The sequence below is a fragment of the Actinotalea fermentans genome (assembly GCF_007991475.1).
Lineage (GTDB): Bacteria > Actinomycetota > Actinomycetes > Actinomycetales > Cellulomonadaceae > Actinotalea > Actinotalea fermentans.
In genome coordinates, this window is sequence record NZ_BJYK01000001.1 from 1205557 (window position 1) to 1223681 (window position 18125).

Consider the following 18125-nt stretch of genomic DNA (forward strand, 5'->3'; position numbering starts at 1 on the left):
CCCGGTCCGTTCCTGGGCCGTGACCCGTGGTCGGCAGCTGGCCCGACCGAGCCTCCCCGTGTCCCGACCCGTCCGGAGCCTCGATGACCCCCAGCACCCCTGCGCCCGCTGCGGCCCCGCGCACCGCCCGGCGCGCGACAGCCGCGACCGTCCCCCTCGCCGTCGCCCTGGCGCTCCTCGGCGGCTGCGCCGACGCCCGGCCGGCGGACGAGCCCGCCGACGCGCGGGTGACCGCCGCCGCCCCCGACGACGCCGCCACCGACGACGCCGCCGACGCCTTCCCCGTCACCGTCGACAACTGCGGGTTCGACGTGACCGTGGACGCGCCGCCCGAGCGGGTCGTCACCATCAAGTCCAGCGCGACCGAGATGCTCCTCGCCCTCGGGCTCGGCGACCGCATCGTCGGGACCGGGTTCCCCGACGGCCCCGTGCCGCAGGAGTGGGCGCAGGACGCCGGCGACCTCCCGCTGCTCTCGGACCGCGTGCCGTCGGCCGAGGTGGTGCTCGGCACCGAGCCCGACCTCGTCTACGCGGGCTGGGAGTCGAACCTCACCGCCGAGGGCGCCGGCGACCGGGCGGTCCTCGCCGACCTCGGCGTCGCCACGTACGTGTCGCCGTCGGCGTGCAAGGACCCCGCCTACCAGCCGGACCGGCTGACCTTCGCGTCGGTGTTCGCCGAGATCGTCGAGGTCGCCGCGCTGCTCGGGGCGCCCGAGGCCGCCGAGGAGCTGGTGGCCGAGCAGGAGGACGCGCTGGCCGGCGTCGTGCCGGACGACCGGGGGCTCACGGCGCTGTGGTACTCCTCGGGCACCGACATCCCCTACGTGGGCGCGGGCATCGGCGCCCCGCAGATGGTCATGGACGCGCTCGGGCTGACCAACATCGCGGGCGAGGTCGCCGACACCTGGACCTCCTTCGGCTGGGAGCAGGTCGCGGCCGTGGACCCGGACGTCATCGTGCTCGTCGACGCCACCTGGAACACCGCGGAGGCCAAGCGCGAGCTGCTCGCGTCGAACCCCGTGACCGCGAACCTCACCGCGGTCCAGCAGGAGCGCTACCTCGTCGTGCCGTTCGCCGGCTCGGAGGCCGGGGTGCGCACCGTTCCGGCCACGGTCGACCTCGCGGCGCAGCTGGCGGCTCTGGACCTGACCGGCCGGTGAGCGACGTCCTCGAGCGCGCACCGGCGCCGCCCGCCCGCGCGGGCGCGCCGGTGCGCCGCGACGCCCGGCGGCGCGTGCCGACGTCGGTCGCCGTGGGCGTCGCGGCCGCTCTGCTCGTGGCGTCCGTGACGCTGGCCGTGACCGTGGGGCCGGCCGATCTCGCCCCACTGGACGTGTGGCGCTCGATCGGCGACCACCTCGCGGCGCTCGTGGGCGGCGGGCCCGCGGAGCCGGCGCTGGGGCTGCTGCGCGACGGCATCGTCTGGGAGCTCCGCCTGCCCCGGGTGCTGACCGCTGCCGCGGTGGGCGCCGGCCTGGCCGTGTGCGGCGCGGTGATGCAGAGCCTCACGCGCAACCCGCTCGCCGACCCCTACCTGCTGGGCCTGTCGTCGGGCGCGTCCCTCGGCGCGGTCGCCGTGCTCGTCCTCGGCGCCGGGGTGCTGCTCCCGGTGGCCGCGTTCGTCGGTGCGCTCCTCGCGCTGCTCGCCTCGCTCTTCCTCGCCGGAGCCGGGGGCGCGATCACCCCGGGCCGGGCGGTGCTCGCGGGGCTCGCGGTCGCGCAGCTCGCCTCGGCGGGGACCTCGTTCGTGATCTTCTGGTCGGCGACCGGCGACTCCTACCGCGAGATCCTGGCGTGGCTCATGGGCTCGCTGGCCGGCGCCGGCTGGCCCGCCGTCGGGATCGCGCTCGGGGCGACGGCCGTCCTGGGCACCGGCCTGGCCCTGCAGGGCCGCACGCTCGACGCGTTCGCGTTCGGCGACACCGCCGCAGGGGCACTCGGCATCGACGTCGCGCGCACGCGCTGGGTGCTGCTGACCGTCGTCGCCCTCCTCACCGGGGCACTGGTCGCCGTGAGCGGGTCCATCGGGTTCGTCGGCCTGGCGCTGCCGCACGCGGTGCGGTTCGTCGTCGGCGCCGCCCACCGTCGGCTCCTCCCCCTGTCGGCCCTGGCCGGCGCGACGTTCCTGGTCTGGGCCGACACCGCCGCGCGCTCGGCCTTCGAGCCGCGCGAGCTCCCGGTCGGCATCGTCACGGCGTTCCTCGGGGCGCCCGTGTTCGCCGTCCTGCTGTGGCGCAGCCGGCACGCGGGGGCGGACGGATGAGCCTGCGGCTGGACGGGCTGCGCTGGTCCGCCGGCGGGCGCCCGGTGCTCGACGGGCTCACGGCGGCGGCTCCCGGCGGCCTGCTCACGGGCGTGCTCGGGCCGAACGGCGCCGGGAAGTCCACACTCCTGCGCGTCGTCGCGGGCGCGCTCGTCCCGGACGGTGGCCGGGCGAGCCTCGACGGCGTCGACCTGCTGGCCGAGCCCCGCCGCGAGCGCGCACGCCGCGTCGCGCTGGTCGAGCAGGAGGCGACGTCCACCCTGCCCCTGACGGTGCGGGACGCCGTCGAGCTCGGCCGCACCCCGCACCTGCCGCGGTGGGGCGGGCTCACGGCGACCGACCACGCCGCCGTGGACGTCGCGCTCGACGCGGCCGGCGTGGCCGCGCTCGCCGAGCGGCCCCTGGCGACCCTCTCCGGGGGCGAGCGACAGCGCGCGCACCTCGCGCGGGCGCTCGCCCAGGAGCCGCGCCTGCTCCTGCTCGACGAGCCCACGAACCATCTCGACGTCCGGGCCCGCCAGGAGCTCCTGCGCCTCCTCGGCCGCCTGACCGCGGCGGACGTCACCGTGGTCGCGGCGCTCCACGACCTCAACCTCGCCGCCGCGGCCTGCGACCACGTGGTGCTCGTCGACGCCGGGCGGGTCGTGGCCGAGGGCCCGGTCGCCGACGTCCTGGTGCCCGCCGTCCTCGAGCCCGTCTACCACGTGCGCTTCGACCTGCTCACGCACCCGCGCACCGGCCGGCCGGTCCTGATGGCGTCGTGAGGCGGGGCGCGGGCTTCTCCCCTGGCCGCCGCCGGTGCACCATGGCCCGATGACCCTCTGGCTGACCGGCGACCCCGAGGCGGACCGCCTCCTGGCGGACGACCCCTTCGCGCTCCTGCTCGGCATGCTGCTCGATCAGCAGGTCGCGATGGAGACGGCCTTCGCCGGGCCCCGCAAGATCGCCGACCGGATGGGCGGCCTCGACCCGGCGCGCGTCGCCGACGCCGAGCCGGACGCGTTCGCCGCCCTCTGCGCGACACCGCCCGCGGTGCACCGCTTCCCGGGCTCGATGGCGACGCGCATCCAGGCGGTCGCGCGCGCCGTCGTCGACGACTACGACGGCGACGTGACGCGCCTGTGGACCGACGGCGAGCCGGACGCCGCCGAGGTGCTGCGCCGCCTGCGCGCGCTGCCGGGCTTCGGCGACCAGAAGGCGCGGATCTTCCTGGCGCTGCTCGCCAAGCGCCGCGGCATCCAGCCGGCGGGCTGGCGCGAGGCCGCCGGGGCGTACGGCGACGACGGCTACCGCTCGATCGCGGACGTGACGGACGCCGAGGCGCTCGCGCGCGTCCGCGCGACCAAGAAGGCCGCGAAGGCGGCGGCCAAGGCGGGCGGCTGAGGCGCCGACGAGCCACCGCCGACACCGCCGCCGGACCTCCCCCGGCCCGCCGGCGCCGGCTCAGTCGCGCGGCGGACGGCCTGCCGCGCCGTCGGCGTACCCCCGCGCGTAGGCCAGGTCGGTGCCCTCGCGGAACAGGTCGGCCTCGGCGGGCCTGACGAGCGCCCGGGCGCCCGGGCCGTCGTCGTGCGTCACGTACCTGCCCAGCCCGCGCACGACGGCGACGGGCCGGCCCGCGCTCTTGCCGCGCACCAGCTCGGTCGCCGCCGCCACCTCGTCCGCCACCGCGGTCACGGTCACGGTGAGCGGCCGACCATGCGCGTCGACGCTGCCACGCAGGTCGTCGAGCACCTGCAGGCCCGCGGCGCCGATCGCGATGTCGACCAGCCCCTCGCGCCAGGCGCGCCCGGCGGTGTCGGTGAGGACCACGGCCAGGCGCACTCCGAAGCGCGCGGCCAGGGCCGCCCGCAGGGTCCGCGCCGACGCGTCGGGATCCACCGGCAGCAGCAGCACGGTGCCGTCGGGGGTGTTGCTCGCGTCGACGCCTGCGGCGGCCATGACCAGGCCCTGCGGATTCTCCACGATGCGCAGCGGCGGCTGGCCCGGGCGCTCCCGGGTGGCGACCACGCGGACCGTCTGGTCGGCGATCGCCTCCTCGCGGTCCGCCGCGGCGAGCACGCGGCCCTCCGCCTTGGAGACGACCTTGCTCGTGACGGCCACGACGTCCCCGTCCACAAGCCCACCGGCATCCGCGAGGACGTCCCCGACCAGCCGCGCCAGGTCGTCCCCGGGCCGGATCTCGGGCAGGCCCGCGGGGGCCCACACGGCCAGGCCGTCCGGGGCGGGCGGTGTCGGGGCGGTCACCGGTGCAGCTTCGGCAGCACCTCGCGGCCGAAGACCTCGATCCACTCCCGCTGGTTGCGTCCGACGTTGTGCAGGTAGACCCGGTCGAAGCCCAGGTCCACGTAGCGCTGCAGCTCGGCGCGGTGCACGTCCGGATCCGCCGAGATGACCATCCGGCCCTCGAAGTCCTCGGGGCGCACCAGGCGCGCCATCTGCTCGAAGTCGTGCGGCGAGCGGATGTCGCCCTTCGGGAACTTCATGCCGCCGTTGGGCCACTGGTCCAGCGCGTTCGCGAGCGCCTCCTCGTCGGTCGCTGCCCACGACAGGTGCACCTGGAGCGCCCGCGGCATGGTCTGTGGATCCTTGCCCGCCTCGCGCGCCCCCTCGTCGAACCGCGCGAACAGGCCCGCGATCTTCTCGAGCGGCGCGCCCACGGTGATGAGCCCGTCGGCGTGGCGCCCGGCCCGCTTCGCGGTGACCGGGCCGGCGGTGGCCACGAGGATCTCCGGCGGCGTCTCCGGCATCGTCCACAGGCGTGTCGACTCGAGCTTGTAGTACGTCCCCGCGTGCTTGACGTCCTTGCCGGCCAGCGAGCCCGCGAAGAGCTTGCTGATGATCTCGATGGCCTCGAACATCCGGTTGATGCGCTCGGGTGCCTCGGGCCAGTAGGTGCCGAGGATGTGCTCGTTGAGCGCCTCGCCCGAGCCCAGGCCGAGCCAGTGCCGCCCGGGGTACATCGCGGCGAGTGTCGCCGACGCCTGCGCGACCATCGCCGGGTGCCAGCGGAAGGTCGGGGCGGTGACCCCGGGCCCCAGGTCGCCGCGCGTCCGCTCGCCGAGCGCCGCCAGCACGTTCCAGACGAACGAGCTCTGCCCCTGGGCGGGCACCCACGGCTGGAAGTGGTCGGCCGCCATCACCCCTGAGAAGCCGTGCGCCTCGGCGTGCACCGCCAGGTCGAGGACCTCGGTGGGGGGGAACTGCTCCAGCGCCGCGGCGTACCCGATCGTCAACCCCGCCATCCACGTCCTCTCAACGGTATGCACTGCTTGGCACGAGCACTGCTCTGCACGATGACCTGACCCTACGCGTCCGGCCCGGTCGGCTCACGATCGAGCCGGCCGGGCCGGACGGGTGGCGTGGCTGCCGGGGGCAGCGCTGCGCACGCGCGGGGTGCCGCCGGTCCCTCCCACCGGACGGCACCCCGCGAGCCCTGCGGTCACTCGTAGGCGATCGCCTCGAGGACGTTCATGCGGGACGCCCGGGCCGCGGGCCACACGGCCGCGACCACACCGACGACGACGGCCAGGCCGAGCAGGGTGCCCAGGCCGGTCCACGGGATGGCGAGGTTGGTGAACCCCTCGTCCTCGAACACCACCGTCATCGTCGACGCGAGACCCGCGCCGACCGCGATGCCGAGCACCGTGCCGAACACCGCCGTCAGGACCGACTCGATGGTGACCACCGAGGCGAGCTGCAGCCGACCGAGGCCCACCGCCCGGAGGAGCCCGATCTCGCGGGTCCGCTCCGAGATCGACAGCGCGAGGGTGTTCACGATGCCGAGCACGGCGATGACGATCGACAGCCCGAGCAGCGCGTACAGGATCGTCAGCATCTGGTTCACCTGGGCGGCGATCGCGTCGCCGTACTCCTCGGCGTCCATCACGGAGACGATGACGTACGGCTTGGCGAGCGCGGTGATGTCGGCCCGCACGTCGGCGAGGTCGGCACCCGGCACGGCCGAGATGAAGACCGTGTCGATGACGGCCTCGGTGGCGCCGGCGACGGCCGCGAAGTCCGAGGCCTCGAGGACCACGGGCAGCCCGAGCGCACCGGAGTCGATGACCGCGCCGATCTGCACGTCACGCGTCCCGCCCGCGCTCGCCACGGTCAGGGTGTCCCCGACCGCCCAGTCGTTCGCCTCCGCCGTCGTCGCCTGCACCACGGCGGTGCCCGGCGCCAGCGACGCGACCGCGCCGTCCTCCACCGGCACCGTGAGGGTGTCGGTGAAGAAGCCCGCCGGCACGCCGATGACCGGCGTGCTGGTCCCGTCGACCGAGGCGGGGCCGGAGATCTGCAGCGCGTCCACCCGCTCGACGCCGTCCACGCCCGCCACGTCGTCCACGAGCTGGGCCGGGACGTCCCAGGTGGCCGACTGCAGGAGCAGGTCGGTCTTGGCCTGGTTGTCCACGACGTCGCGCACGGAGGCCTGGGCGGAGGCGGCGATGACCGACGCCGCGCCCACGAGGGCCATGCCGATCATGAGCGCGCCCGCCGTCGTGGCGGTCCGCTTGGGGTTGCGGGTGACGTTGCCGCGGGCGAGGCCGCCGAGCGGCCGGGCGCCCTTGACGAGCGGCGAGGCGAGGGCCCCGAGCATGGGCGGGACGATCGCCGGGGCGAGGGCGAGCACGGCGACGACGATCGCCGCGGCGCCGAGGCCGAGCAGCGACCCGGCGTTCTCCTCGACCACGCCCGCCGTGGCGGCACCGACGGCCGCCAGGCCGCCCGCGAGCAGGACCGCGCCGATCCCGGTGCGGATCCGCGACGCGCGGTCGTGCGTGGGCAGGTCGTCGCGCATGGCCTCGACGGGCGCCGTCAGCGCGGCGCGCCGGGCCGGCAGCACGGCCGCCACGAGGGACACCACCGTGCCGACGACGACGGACACCACGACGGTGAACGTGTCGAGCGGGACCTGGCCGGACAGCTCCATGCCCATCCCGGCGAACACCTGGCGCAGCACCTGGACGAGCCCGAGGCCCGCCCCGACGCCCAGCACGGACCCGAGGATGCCGATCACGGCGGCCTGGCCCAGCACCGACGCGAACACCTGGCTCGGGGACGCGCCGACGGCACGCAGCATCGCGAACTCGCGCTGCCGCTGGCGGACCACCATCGCGAACGTGTTGCTGATGATGAACGTGCCGACGAAGAGCGCGATGCCGGCGAAGACCAGGAGGAACGTGGACACGAAGCCGAGCGCGGACGTCCACTGCTCCGCGGCGTCGTCGCGCATCTGGTCGCCGGTGAGCACCTCGGCGGCCCCGTCCGCGGCGGTGCCCGCCACGGCGGCGGAGACCGAGTCGGCGAGCGCGGACTGGCTGACGCCGTCCTCGCCGTACACCGAGATCAGCGACGTGGCGCCGTCCGGTGCGTAGGCGGCGACCGCCGTCGCCTCGTCCAGGCCGACCATGATCGCGCCGGCCATCGGCGCGGCGAAGCCGACCTCGCCCACGACCTCGACGGACCGGATCCCGTCGGCGAGCACCACGGAGGTCTCGTCACCGACCGCGAGGCCCGAACGCTCCAGCGCGGAGGACTCGAGCACGATCTCGTCCGGGCCCGCCGGCGCGCGTCCCTGCACGATCTGCAGGGCCGAGTCGTCGGGGTAGACCGCCATGCCGAAGCTCGGCGGACCGGAGCTGAGGACCGCGGTCCCCTCGGCGCCGATGAGCACGATCGGCCCGCTGACGTCGGGCACCGCCCGGTCGACCCCGTCGGCGGCCGCGACCGCGTCGACGACGTCGAGCGGGAAGCGCTCCTGGCTGCTGGCAGCCATCGGGTCGTCGGCTGCGCCGCCCGCACCCTCGAGGCCCTTGACGTAGGTGTCGGCGTCGGTGCCCGACGCGACGATGTCCTCGAAGGTGTTCGACATCATCTCGCGCAGCGAGAAGGTGCCGGCGACGAAGGCGACGCCGAGCAGCACCGCGAGGATCGAGAGCAGGAACCGACCGAGGTGGCTGCGGATGCCCCGCAGCGCGACCCGGGTCATCGCCGCCCGCCGACGAGCTCGTCGGCGGCCGCGACGGGCGCGGACGCGTCGCGCCGACCGGCGCCGATCTCGCGCAGCGCGTCGAGGACGCTCTCGGTGGTGGGGTTGACGACCTCGCCGACCAGGCGCCCGTCGGCCAGGAACAGGACGCGGTGCGCGAACGACGCGGCGGTCGGGTCGTGGGTGACCATGACGACCGCCTGGCCGAGCACGTCGACCGAGTGCCGCAGGAAGGAGAGCACCTCGCCCGACGACCGGGAGTCGAGGTTGCCGGTGGGCTCGTCGGCGAACACGACGGCCGGGCGCGAGACGAGCGCACGGGCGCACGCGACGCGCTGCTGCTGCCCGCCGGACAGCTCGCTGGGGCGGTGGCTGAGCCGGTCGCCCAGGCCGACGGCCTCGACGACCGTGTCGAACCAGTCGCGGTCCACCGGGCGGCGCGCGATGTCGAGCGGCAGCGTGATGTTCTCGGCGGCCGTGAGGGTCGGGATCAGGTTGAACGCCTGGAAGACGAACCCGAGCTTGTCGCGGCGGAGCTTGGTCAGGCCGCGCTGGTTCATCCGCGCGATGTCCTCGCCGCCGACGACGACGGTGCCGTCGGTCACGGTGTCGAGGCCGGCCATGCAGTGCATGAGCGTGGACTTGCCAGACCCGGACGGCCCCATGATGGCGGTCAGCTCGCCTGCGGCGAAGTCGACGTCGACGCCGTCGAGCGCGCGGACGGCCGTCTCGCCGGAGCCGTAGACCTTGACGAGTCCGCGAGCGGACGCGATCGCGCCTTCACCTCGGGGGTAGACGGTCACTGGGCGCACGGGAGTTCCCTTCGTAGGAAAGATGTGGGGATCGACGTCGTCGTCGCGATGGCTCGATCTTGGCCGGGCCGTGATCGGCGGCGGATCAGGGAGTGCCCCGGACCCGCCCCTGAGAGCCGCCGTAGCGGCCTCAGGGTCACGTGGGGGGAGCCCGGCGGTGGCGCTCCCACTCACCCGCCCGGGTGAAGTCTCCTCCGGAGGTCCGACACGGTCACCGGTATTTCTCCCGGTCCGACCGCAGGGCCCTGACCTGCGGTGACACGGCTCGTCGGCCTGCCCGCGGGACGGCGCGCGACCGGCTCGGGGTGACCCCTAGGAGGCCCGGCGCGGGGTCGGGACGACGGCCTCAGGACGACGGGGTCAGGACGACGGCCTCAGGACGACGGGGTCAGGACGACGGTGCCCTGCTTGCGGCCGGAGTCGACGTGGACGTGCGCGGCGACGGCGTCCTCGAGCGGGTATGTCCGGGTCAGCACGGGACGGATGCGACCGGCCGCCGCGAGCTCGAGCAGCCGCGCCTGGTCGGCGGCCTTCGCCGGCGCCGACCGCAGGCCCGTCAGCAGGAGCCGGCCGCGGCGCCGCCGGCCGGGGACGGTCGCCGTCAGGGTGTGCCAGACGATCCCCGCGGACGGCGCCGTGCTCAGGTAGGTGCCCCCCGGGCGCAGCACGCGCCGCACCCGGTGCAGGCTGAGGGTGCCGACGGCGTCGAGGACGACGTCGAAGGCCCGGCCGCCCGCCGTGACGTCGTCGGCCTCGCGGTCGACGACCTCGTGCGCCCCGAGGGAGCGCCAGGTCCGCCCCGGCGGCGCTGCACACGGCCGTCACCTGCGCCCCGAGGGCCACGGCGAGCTGGACCGCCGCGCTGCCCACCGACCCCGCGGCGCCGTTGACGCACACGGCGTCACCCGGGCCGACGTGGCCGCCGTCGCGCAGGAACGGCAGGGCGGTCAGGCCGCCCTCGACCAGCGCGACGGCTTGCGCGTCGGTCATCGCGGCGGGTACGGGGACCACGCCGGCCACCGGCACCCGTGCGAACTCGGCGTAGCCGCCCTGGGCGACGCCGGTCGCGCCGACCACCCGGTCCCCCACGGCGACGCCGTCGACCCCCGGGTCGAGGGCCACCACCTCGCCGGCGAGCTCGGCGCCCGGGACCGGGGTGCGGGGCCGGCGCAGCCCGGCGGCGAGCCGGGCGATGGCTGGATCCGCCGCACGCAGCGCGGCGTCGGCCCGCGAGACCGACACTGCCCCGACGCGCAGGAGGACCTCGCCGGCCCGCGGCGTGGGCACGAGCACCTCCTCGACGCGGAGCACCTGCGGCGGGCCGTAGCGCCGGCAGGTGACGGCACGCATCGTCGTCGGCAGGGCGGGTTCCGGACGGTCGGCGGCCCGCGCACCGGGGACGGGCGGCTCGGGCGCGCTGGGCTCGTGCGTGGTCATGTCGGCTCCTCGGCGGGGTAGGCGAAGACGTCGTCGAGGGCGACCCCGAAGGCCCTGGCGATCTGGAAGGCCATCTCCAGCGAGGGCGAGTAGCGGCCCTGCTCGATGGCGATGACGGTCTGGCGGGTGACGCCGATGCGGTCGGCGAGCTCCGCCTGGGTCATGTCGAGCCGGGCGCGGTGCACCCGGATCGAGTTCGTGACCCGGGTGGCGCGGCCCATCACAGCCCCCGCCGGTAGGCGACGATCTTCGTGACGGACGACGCGACCATCGACGCGACGTAGGCGGCGTAGAGCGCCTGCGCGATCCAGAAGGTGTCGGCATCGGCGATGGCGAGGGCCAGCACGCCCGCGCCGAGGATCGAGAGGACCGTGCCGCCGACGTAGTCGCCGAACCGGGACACCTCCTTGTCGCGCACGTCCGGCCGGGTGCTCTCGCTCGGTCGCACGACCTCGATGAGCACCCGGCCCACGACGGTCGCGACGACGGAGACGACGATGGCGGTCACAAGCGGCCGCTGGTAGGAGACCTCGACGAGCGGACCGCCGTCGGCCGCACCGAGCAGCCAGGCGACGTACCCCCCGAACACCGCGACGCCCGCGACGACGTACGCCCAGGTGCCCTTCTCCTCGTACGACACGTCCGCCTCCGCGATGTCAGGAATGTTTGACATGGCGGGTGTCAAGCAGACCAGACATCATGTCAAGAGTTTCGGACACGTATGGGGCGTGCGCCGCCCGTCTCCCGGAGCGCTCAGCGCAGCAGCGACCGGGCCACCGCAGCGAGCTCGGCGGCGACGGCATCGGCGGGCCGGCCCACGACGACGAGCCAGTGCCGCACCTGGTCGGCCGCCAGCGCACCCAGGAGCACCTCGGCGCGGGTGCCGGCGTGCGGCGCACCCGCCTCCTGCAGCAGCCAGGCCACATGCTGGCGCCAGAACCGGTAGGAGCCCTTGGCGAGGCGAGCCCCAGGCCCGCGCCCGGCCTCGGACTCGAGCACGAGCTCGAGGTGGTCCGCCTGGAAGCGGAAGTAGGCGAGCACGAACGCGACGAGGCGGTCGTCGGCCGGCGCCCCCGGCCCGAGCGGCGCGGGACCGTCGAGCACCGCCGCCTGGAACGCGCGCGCGCGGTCGTCCAGGAGGGCCATCGCCAGCCCCGCGCGGTCCCCGAAGCCCCGGTAGAGCGTGCCCTTGCCCACGCCGGCCGCCCGCGCGACGTCGTCCATCGTCACGGCCTGCACGCCCCGCTCGGCGAAGAGGGCCTGCGCGGCATCGAGGACCCGGGCACGGTTGCGCGCGGCGTCCGCCCGCCCGCGCGGGACGTCCGCCGGTCGTCCGACCTGCACCACCGGCAGGAGGGCACCCTCGGGCGCCGGGTCTTGCGAACCGGACTGCAGTCCGTTACGTTCGATCACGTACCGGACTCTAGTCCGGTTCTCGTCCGGATCCCAGGAGGAACCATGGAGCTGCTGCTGACCGGCGCGACCGGCTATCTCGGCGGCGTCGTCGCGCGGCGGCTCGCCGAGGCCGGCCACGCGCTCACCGCCGTCGTCCGCGAGCCGTCCCGGGCCACCGGCCTGCCCGCCGGGACGAGGCTCGTGCAGGGCGCCGTCGAGTCGCCCGAGGTCCTCGCCGACGCCGCCTCGCGGGTCGACGGCGTCGTGCACCTGGCCCCCTCGGGCGGCCTGGCGACCGACCTGGCCGCTGCCCGGGCGTTCACCGACGCCCTCGCCGGCCGCGGTGGCGTCCTCGTGTGGACGACCGGCGTCTGGGTCCTCGGGCCGACCGACGGCGGTGCGGCGGCGGAGGACTCCCCCACCGCCCCGATCGCGCTGGTGCACGACCGCGTGGCGGCCGAACGGGCCGTCCTGTCCGCGGCGGACGTCGTCCGGGCAGTCGTCCTGCGGCCGGGGATCGTGCACGGGCACGGCGGCGGCATCCCGGCGCTGCTCGTGGAGCAGGCGCGCCGGGCCGGGACGGGCGTCGTCACCGGCGCCGCCGACGTGCGGTGGCCCATGGTGCACGTCGACGACCTGGCCGACCTGTACGTCGCCGCCGTCGAGCGTGCGGCGAGCGGGAGCGTCCTGCACGGCGTGGCCGAGGAGGGCGTGCCGGTCACCGACCTCGCGACGGCAGCCGCGCACGCCGCCGGCGCCGGACCGGGATGGACGGTCCGGAGCACTGCGGAGACCGCGACCGAGGTGGGGGCGGCCTTCGCCGACGCGCTCGCCACCAGCCAGGTCGTCAGCGCCACGCGCACCCGGTTCGCCCTCGGCTGGCACCCGCGGCGCGTCGGCGCCGTCACCGACGTGGCCGCCGGCTCCTACGCGCGCCCGAGCGCGGCCTGACCGCGGGGCCTGGCGCGGCGACCTCAGACGACGGCGCCGTCCGTCCGGTCGCCGGCGCGGGGCCGCAGCGGCTTCTTCTCCTCCGGGACGGGGGCCGCCGTCGGCCAGCGACGCTGGAGCAGGATGGTCAGCGGGACCGCCACCGTGACCGTGCCGATCGTGCCGACCACGATGCCGAGCACGAGCGCGAGCGCGAAGTCCCCCAGCGAGCTGCCGCCGAGGAACAGCAGCGCGAGCAGCACCATCAGCGTGCTCGCCCCGGTGTTCACCGTGCGCGGCAGCGTCTGCAGCACGGCCTCGCCGGCGAGCCGGTGGAACGGCTCGTCGTGGCGGGAGCGCCACGTCTCGCGGATCCGGTCGAACACGACCACCGAGTCGTTGACCGAGTAGCCGATGACCGTCAGGAGCGCGGCGAGGAACACCCCGTCCAGCGTCTTGTCGAGCCAGGAGAACACCCCCAGGACGACGAGGACGTTGGTCGCGAGCGAGGCGACCGCGCCGCTGCTGAAGGTCCAGTGGAACCGGACGGCGAGGTAGGCGAGCTGGGCCGCCAGGGCGACCGCGAGCGCGATGAGCGCGTTGCGCTGCAGCTCGTCGCCCAGGCTCGGCCCGATCAGCTCGTCGCTGACGACCGTCGCGCCGCCTGCGGCCTCGGCGAGCGCCTCCCGGATGCGCTCGACCTCCGCGTCGTCGATCGGCTCGGTCCGCACCGCGATGTCCGCGTCCCCGGCCTGCTGCACGACGGCGCCCGGGAACCCCGCGGCCGCGACCGCCTCCCGCGCGTCGTCCGCGCCGATCGGCTCCTGCGTCGCGAACTGGACGCCGCGGCCACCGGTGAACTCGACACCGAGCTCGACGCCGCGGGCGGCGACGCCCGCCGCGGCCACCGCCACCAGCGCCAGGGAGACCGCGAGCCAGCGACCCGACCGCGCCAGCAGGTCGGGGTTCCAGGCGGTGACCCGGCGCCGGAAGGCGCCCAGGGTGTCGAGCCCGCTCAGGCCCGGGTGGCGCGCGAGCAGGCGCGACGACGCGATCGACTGCGCCAGCACCCGGGTGATCACCAGCGCCGAGAAGAAGGAGACCAGGACACCGATGGTCAAGGTCACGCCGAATCCGCGGACGGGCCCTGAGGCGAGGAAGAACAGCAGACCCGCCGAGATGAGCGTGGTGACGTTCGAGTCGGCAATGGCGGAGAACGCCCGGCGGAACCCCTGCACGACCGCCGTCGGCAGGGAGCGCCCGCCCAGGATCCGCTCCTCGCGCGCACGCTCGTAGACGAGCACGTTGGCGTCCACCGCCATGCCCACGGACAGCACGAAGCCGGCGAGGCCCGGCAGGGTGATGGTCGCGCCCAGGGTGATCAGTGAGGCGTAGGAGATGAGGGCGTAGCAGAGCAGGGCCACGATCGCGAGCAGGCCCATGAGCCGGTAGACCGCCACGATGAACAGCGCGGTCGCGATGATGCCGATCACGATGGCCTGGACGCTGGCGTCGATGGCGGCCGCGCCCAGGCTGGGGCCGACGGTCCGCTGCTCGATGACCTCGACCGGGACCGGCAGGGCGCCGCCCTGGATGAGCGCTGACAGCTCGCGCGCCTCGGCCTGGTCGAACCGGCCGGTGATGGTGGTGGTGCCGCCGACGATCCCGACGCCGCACGGGACGTCGACGTTCACCTGCGGGGAGGTGATGACCTCGCCGTCCAGCGCGATCACGACCCGACGCCGCGGGTCGCCGTCGGGCTGGCACGCCGCCGCCGCCGTGATCTCCTCCCAGGCCGCTCCCCCGTCGCCCGCGAAGTCGATCTCCACGAACCACGCCGTGCCCCGCGACGGCTCGGTCGCCGCCCGGGCACCGGTGACCGAGGCGCCCGTGAGCGCCGCCGCGGAGAGCTGCAGCGGCACGCCCGCCTCGTCCACGAGCACCAGCGGCTGCGACGGGTCGATCGGCTCGCCCTCGGCGCGCGCCGGCGCCTGCGCGGCGTAGCCCTCGACCGCGTGGAAGGTCAGCTGGGCGGTGCGGCCGATCGCCTCGACCGCCTCGCGCGGCTCCTGCAGGCCGGGCAGCTCGATGACGATGCGCCGCTCCCCCGACCGGACGATCGCCGGCTCGGCGACCCCGAGCGCGTCGACGCGGCGGCGCAGCACCTCGAGCGCCCGGTCGGTCGACTCCGCGTCGGCCTGGGTGGTCGGCGAGTCCCGGGTCTCGAGGACCACCTGGGTGCCCCCGCGCAGGTCCAGGCCGAGCGTCGGCGACGACGTCAGGACGGCGACCGTGGCGCCGGCGAGCACGAGGAGCGAGAGGACGGCCCGCACGATCAGGGGGCGTCGCGGGGCCGTCGGCTCCGTGGGTCCGGTGAGCGGGCGCGTCATGGGTCTCCTGACGTGGTGGGTGACCACGTCGGCGCGCGCTGCGCGGCGACCGCGGCACCCCGGCGGACAGCGGTGACCGGCCAGCCTAGCCGGGCCTCGCAGGAGCGATCAGGACCGACCGCCGACGAGACCCGGACCACCGGCCCGTTCGTCGGCAGGAACGGGCCCGCGGTTCTGGAACAATCGGGGCTCATGAGCCTCGAGCCGAACACCGCGACCACGCCCGCTGCGACGCCCACGTCGCCGGCCGTAGCGGGGTCCGGCCTGGTAGCCGAGCGCGTCCCGGACAAGGTCAGCCTCGACGGGCTCGAGGAGCGTTGGGGCGCCGTCTGGCGCGAGCAGGGCACGTACGCCTTCGACCGGACCGCGACCCGCGAGCAGGTGTTCTCGATCGACACCCCGCCGCCGACGGTCTCCGGCTCGCTGCACGTCGGGCACGTCTTCAGCTACACCCACACCGACCTGCTCGCCCGTTACCAGCGGATGCGCGGGCGCGAGGTGTTCTACCCGATGGGCTGGGACGACAACGGCCTGCCCACCGAGCGCCGCGTGCAGAACTACTTCGGCGTCCGCTGCGACCCGACCCTGCCGTACGAACCGGGCTTCGTCCCGCCGCACGACGGCACGGACGGCAAGAACGTCAAGCCGGCCGACCAGGTGCCGGTCTCGCGCCGCAACTTCGTCGAGCTGTGCGAGCGCCTGACCGTCGACGACGAGCGCCAGTTCGAGGCGCTGTGGCGTCACCTGGGCCTCTCGGTGGACTGGTCGAACACGTACCAGACCATCGATGCGAACGCCCGCGCCGTCGCGCAGACCGCGTTCCTGCGCAACCTCGCACGTGGCGAGGCCTACCAGGCCGAGGCGCCGGGCCTGTGGGACGTCACCTTCCAGACGGCCGTCGCCCAGGCCGAGCTCGAGGCGCGCGAGTACCCGGGCTTCTTCCACCGCGTCGCCTTCCACCGGCCCGACGGCTCGCCGCTCCACATCGAGACGACCCGCCCTGAGCTGATCCCCGCGGTGGTCGCGCTCATCGCGCACCCCGACGACGAGCGCTACCAGCACCTGTTCGGGACCACCGTCACGTCGCCGGTCTTCGACATCGAGATCCCGGTGCTCGCGCACCCGGCCGCCGAGCCCGACAAGGGCGCCGGCATCGCGATGTGCTGCACCTTCGGTGACCTCACCGACGTGCAGTGGTGGCGCGAGCTGCAGCTGCCCACGCGGTCCGTCGTGACCCGGGACGGCCGTCTGCAGCGTGAGACGCCGGAGTGGATCACCAGCGAGCGGGGCCGCGCGGCCTACGCCGAGCTCGCCGGCCGGACGACGACGGGCGCCCGGAACGCGCTCGTGGAGCAGCTGCGCGCCAGCGGCGACCTCGACGGCGAGCCCGCGCCCACGCTGCGCATGACGAACTTCTACGAGAAGGGCGACAAGCCCCTCGAGATCGTCACGTCACGGCAGTGGTACATCCGCAACGGCGGCCGCGAGGAGGGCGCCGGCGTCGGGCTGCGCGAGGCGCTGCTGGGCCGCGGCCGCGAGCTCGCGTTCCACCCGGAGTTCATGCGCGTCCGGTACGAGAACTGGGTGAACGGCCTCAACGGCGACTGGCTGATCTCCCGCCAGCGCTTCTTCGGCGTCGCCATCCCCCTGTGGTACCCGGTGCTCGAGGACGGCACCGTCGACCACGACCACCCGATCGTGCCCGACGAGGCGTCGCTGCCCGTCGACCCGAGCTCGGAGACGCCCGCCGGCTACACGGCTGAGCAGCGCGGCGTCCCTGGCGGGTTCGTCGGCGAGGCGGACGTCATGGACACGTGGGCGACGTCGTCGCTCACCCCGCAGGTGGCCGGCGGCTGGCTGCGCGACCCGGACCTGTTCGCGCGCGTCTTCCCGATGGACGTCCGCCCGCAGGGCCAGGACATCATCCGCACCTGGCTGTTCTCGACGGTCGTCCGCTCGCACCTGGAGCACGGCTCGCTGCCGTGGAAGCACGCGGCGATCAGCGGCTGGATCCTCGACCCGGACCGCAAGAAGATGAGCAAGTCCAAGGGCAACGTCGTCACGCCCATGGGCCTGCTCGTCGAGCACGGCTCCGACGCCGTGCGCTACTGGGCCGCCTCGGCGCGCCTGGGCACGGACGCCGCGTTCGAGGTCGGCCAGATGAAGATCGGCCGGCGCCTGGCGATCAAGGTGCTCAACGCGAGCAAGTTCGTGCTCTCGATCACGGAGGGCGCCGCGGCGTCGCCGGCGGACGTCACCGCGCCGCTCGACCGTGCGATGCTCGCCGCGCTGGCCGACGTCGTCGACGTCGCCACCGAGGCCTTCGAGTCCTACGACCACACGCGCGCGCTCGAGGCCACCGAGACGTTCTTCTGGACGTTCTGCGACGACTACCTCGAGCTGGTCAAGGACCGCGCCTACGGTGGCGAGAGGTGGGCGGCCGAGGCGACCGCGTCGGCGCGGGCCGCGCTGGGCCTGGCCCTCGACACGCTCCTGCGGCTGCTCGCGCCGACCCTCCCGTTCGCGACCGAGGAGGTCTGGTCGTGGTGGCGCGAGGGCTCGGTGCACCGCGCGTCGTGGCCGGTGGCCGCTCCCCTGCGCGAGGCCGCCGACGGCGTCGGACCCGCCGGTCTGCCGGCCGCCGGGCGGGCGCTCGCGGCGCTGCGCAAGGTGAAGTCGGAGGCCAAGGTCTCGATGCGCGTCGGCATCGTGCGCGCCGAGCTGGGCGTGCCTGCGGCCGAGCTGCCCCTCGTGGAGGCGGCGGCCCCGGACGTCCGGGCCGCGGGCCGAGTGGCGGACCTGACGCTCGTGGCGGACGAGACGGCGACCGACGCGGTCGTCGTCCGCGCGGCCGAGCTGGAGCAGCCCCCGGCCTGAGGCCGCATCACCGACCACGTCCCGTGGGG

Annotated in this window: 13 protein-coding genes and 3 pseudogenes; 6 read left to right on the forward strand and 10 right to left on the reverse strand. The window is 75.2% G+C overall.

Features of this window, described 5'->3' with window-relative positions:
- Nucleotides 1–83: 83 nt before the first annotated feature.
- The 4 genes and pseudogenes from AFE02nite_RS05605 (at nt 84) to AFE02nite_RS05620 (ending at nt 3646) form a co-directional block, all read left to right on the forward strand.
- Nucleotides 84–1160, forward strand: coding sequence for a putative F420-0 ABC transporter substrate-binding protein (locus AFE02nite_RS05605; protein ID WP_052113871.1), 1077 nt, complete (start codon nt 84–86; stop codon nt 1158–1160).
- A complete protein-coding gene (locus AFE02nite_RS05610) occupies nt 1157–2263 on the forward strand; it encodes a putative F420-0 ABC transporter permease subunit (protein ID WP_407643071.1) in 1107 nt (368 codons plus the stop codon). Before AFE02nite_RS05605 ends, AFE02nite_RS05610 begins: the two co-directional genes overlap by 4 nt.
- Before the next feature lie 35 nt (nt 2264–2298).
- Nucleotides 2299–3027, forward strand: a pseudogene (locus AFE02nite_RS05615) (ABC transporter ATP-binding protein); the annotation flags it as partial.
- A 49-nt stretch (nt 3028–3076) separates the two neighbouring features.
- A complete protein-coding gene (locus AFE02nite_RS05620) occupies nt 3077–3646 on the forward strand; it encodes an HhH-GPD-type base excision DNA repair protein (RefSeq protein WP_034250249.1) in 570 nt (189 codons plus the stop codon).
- A 60-nt stretch (nt 3647–3706) separates the two neighbouring features.
- On the opposite strand, the gene AFE02nite_RS05625 is transcribed toward AFE02nite_RS05620, so the two are convergent.
- From AFE02nite_RS05625 to AFE02nite_RS05660, 9 genes and pseudogenes are all read right to left on the reverse strand, one after another.
- The gene (locus AFE02nite_RS05625) at nt 3707–4510 is read right to left on the reverse strand and encodes a coenzyme F420-0:L-glutamate ligase (RefSeq protein WP_186814464.1); all 804 of its coding nucleotides are present in this window, start codon (nt 4508–4510) and stop codon (nt 3707–3709) included.
- Nucleotides 4507–5508 carry a TIGR03557 family F420-dependent LLM class oxidoreductase gene (locus AFE02nite_RS05630; protein ID WP_034249171.1) on the reverse strand — a complete coding sequence of 334 codons (1002 nt, stop codon included), beginning with the start codon at nt 5506–5508 and terminating at the stop codon, nt 4507–4509. The genes AFE02nite_RS05625 and AFE02nite_RS05630 overlap by 4 nt, the downstream gene beginning before the upstream one ends.
- A gap of 197 nt (nt 5509–5705) precedes the next feature.
- Complete coding sequence (locus AFE02nite_RS05635; protein ID WP_146819185.1) at nt 5706–8255, reverse strand: ABC transporter permease; 2550 nt, start codon at nt 8253–8255, stop codon at nt 5706–5708.
- The gene (locus tag AFE02nite_RS05640) at nt 8252–9067 is read right to left on the reverse strand and encodes an ABC transporter ATP-binding protein (RefSeq protein ID WP_222594324.1); all 816 of its coding nucleotides are present in this window, start codon (nt 9065–9067) and stop codon (nt 8252–8254) included. The genes AFE02nite_RS05635 and AFE02nite_RS05640 overlap by 4 nt, the downstream gene beginning before the upstream one ends.
- Nucleotides 9068–9441: 374 nt before the next feature.
- Nucleotides 9442–9837, reverse strand: a pseudogene (locus AFE02nite_RS17295) (zinc-binding dehydrogenase); the annotation flags it as partial.
- Nucleotides 9838–10123: 286 nt separating this feature from the next.
- Nucleotides 10124–10504 (reverse strand): annotated as a pseudogene (locus tag AFE02nite_RS17995) (alcohol dehydrogenase catalytic domain-containing protein); the annotation flags it as partial.
- Nucleotides 10501–10725 (reverse strand): helix-turn-helix transcriptional regulator, encoded by a 225-nt coding sequence (locus AFE02nite_RS05650; RefSeq protein ID WP_034244116.1) that lies wholly within the window; start codon nt 10723–10725, stop codon nt 10501–10503. The gene AFE02nite_RS05650 and the pseudogene AFE02nite_RS17995, both read right to left, overlap by 4 nt.
- Nucleotides 10725–11177, reverse strand: a complete 453-nt coding sequence (locus AFE02nite_RS05655) for a hypothetical protein (RefSeq protein WP_261765482.1) — start codon at nt 11175–11177, stop codon at nt 10725–10727. The genes AFE02nite_RS05650 and AFE02nite_RS05655 overlap by 1 nt, the downstream gene beginning before the upstream one ends.
- 80 nt (nt 11178–11257) lie before the next feature.
- Complete coding sequence (locus AFE02nite_RS05660; protein ID WP_034244121.1) at nt 11258–11917, reverse strand: TetR/AcrR family transcriptional regulator; 660 nt, start codon at nt 11915–11917, stop codon at nt 11258–11260.
- Nucleotides 11918–11962: 45 nt separating this feature from the next.
- Between AFE02nite_RS05660 and AFE02nite_RS05665 the strand changes: the two genes are divergently transcribed.
- Complete coding sequence (locus AFE02nite_RS05665; RefSeq protein ID WP_052113475.1) at nt 11963–12850, forward strand: NAD-dependent epimerase/dehydratase family protein; 888 nt, start codon at nt 11963–11965, stop codon at nt 12848–12850.
- Between the two features lie 23 nt (nt 12851–12873).
- On the opposite strand, the gene secD is transcribed toward AFE02nite_RS05665, so the two are convergent.
- Nucleotides 12874–15219: a protein translocase subunit SecD gene (secD, locus tag AFE02nite_RS05670; RefSeq protein ID WP_052113476.1), complete on the reverse strand. Its 2346-nt coding sequence runs from the start codon at nt 15217–15219 to the stop codon at nt 12874–12876.
- 192 nt (nt 15220–15411) lie between these two features.
- Between secD and valS the strand changes: the two genes are divergently transcribed.
- Nucleotides 15412–18096 carry a valine--tRNA ligase gene (valS, locus tag AFE02nite_RS05675; protein ID WP_034244124.1) on the forward strand — a complete coding sequence of 895 codons (2685 nt, stop codon included), beginning with the start codon at nt 15412–15414 and terminating at the stop codon, nt 18094–18096.
- Nucleotides 18097–18125: the final 29 nt, after the last annotated feature.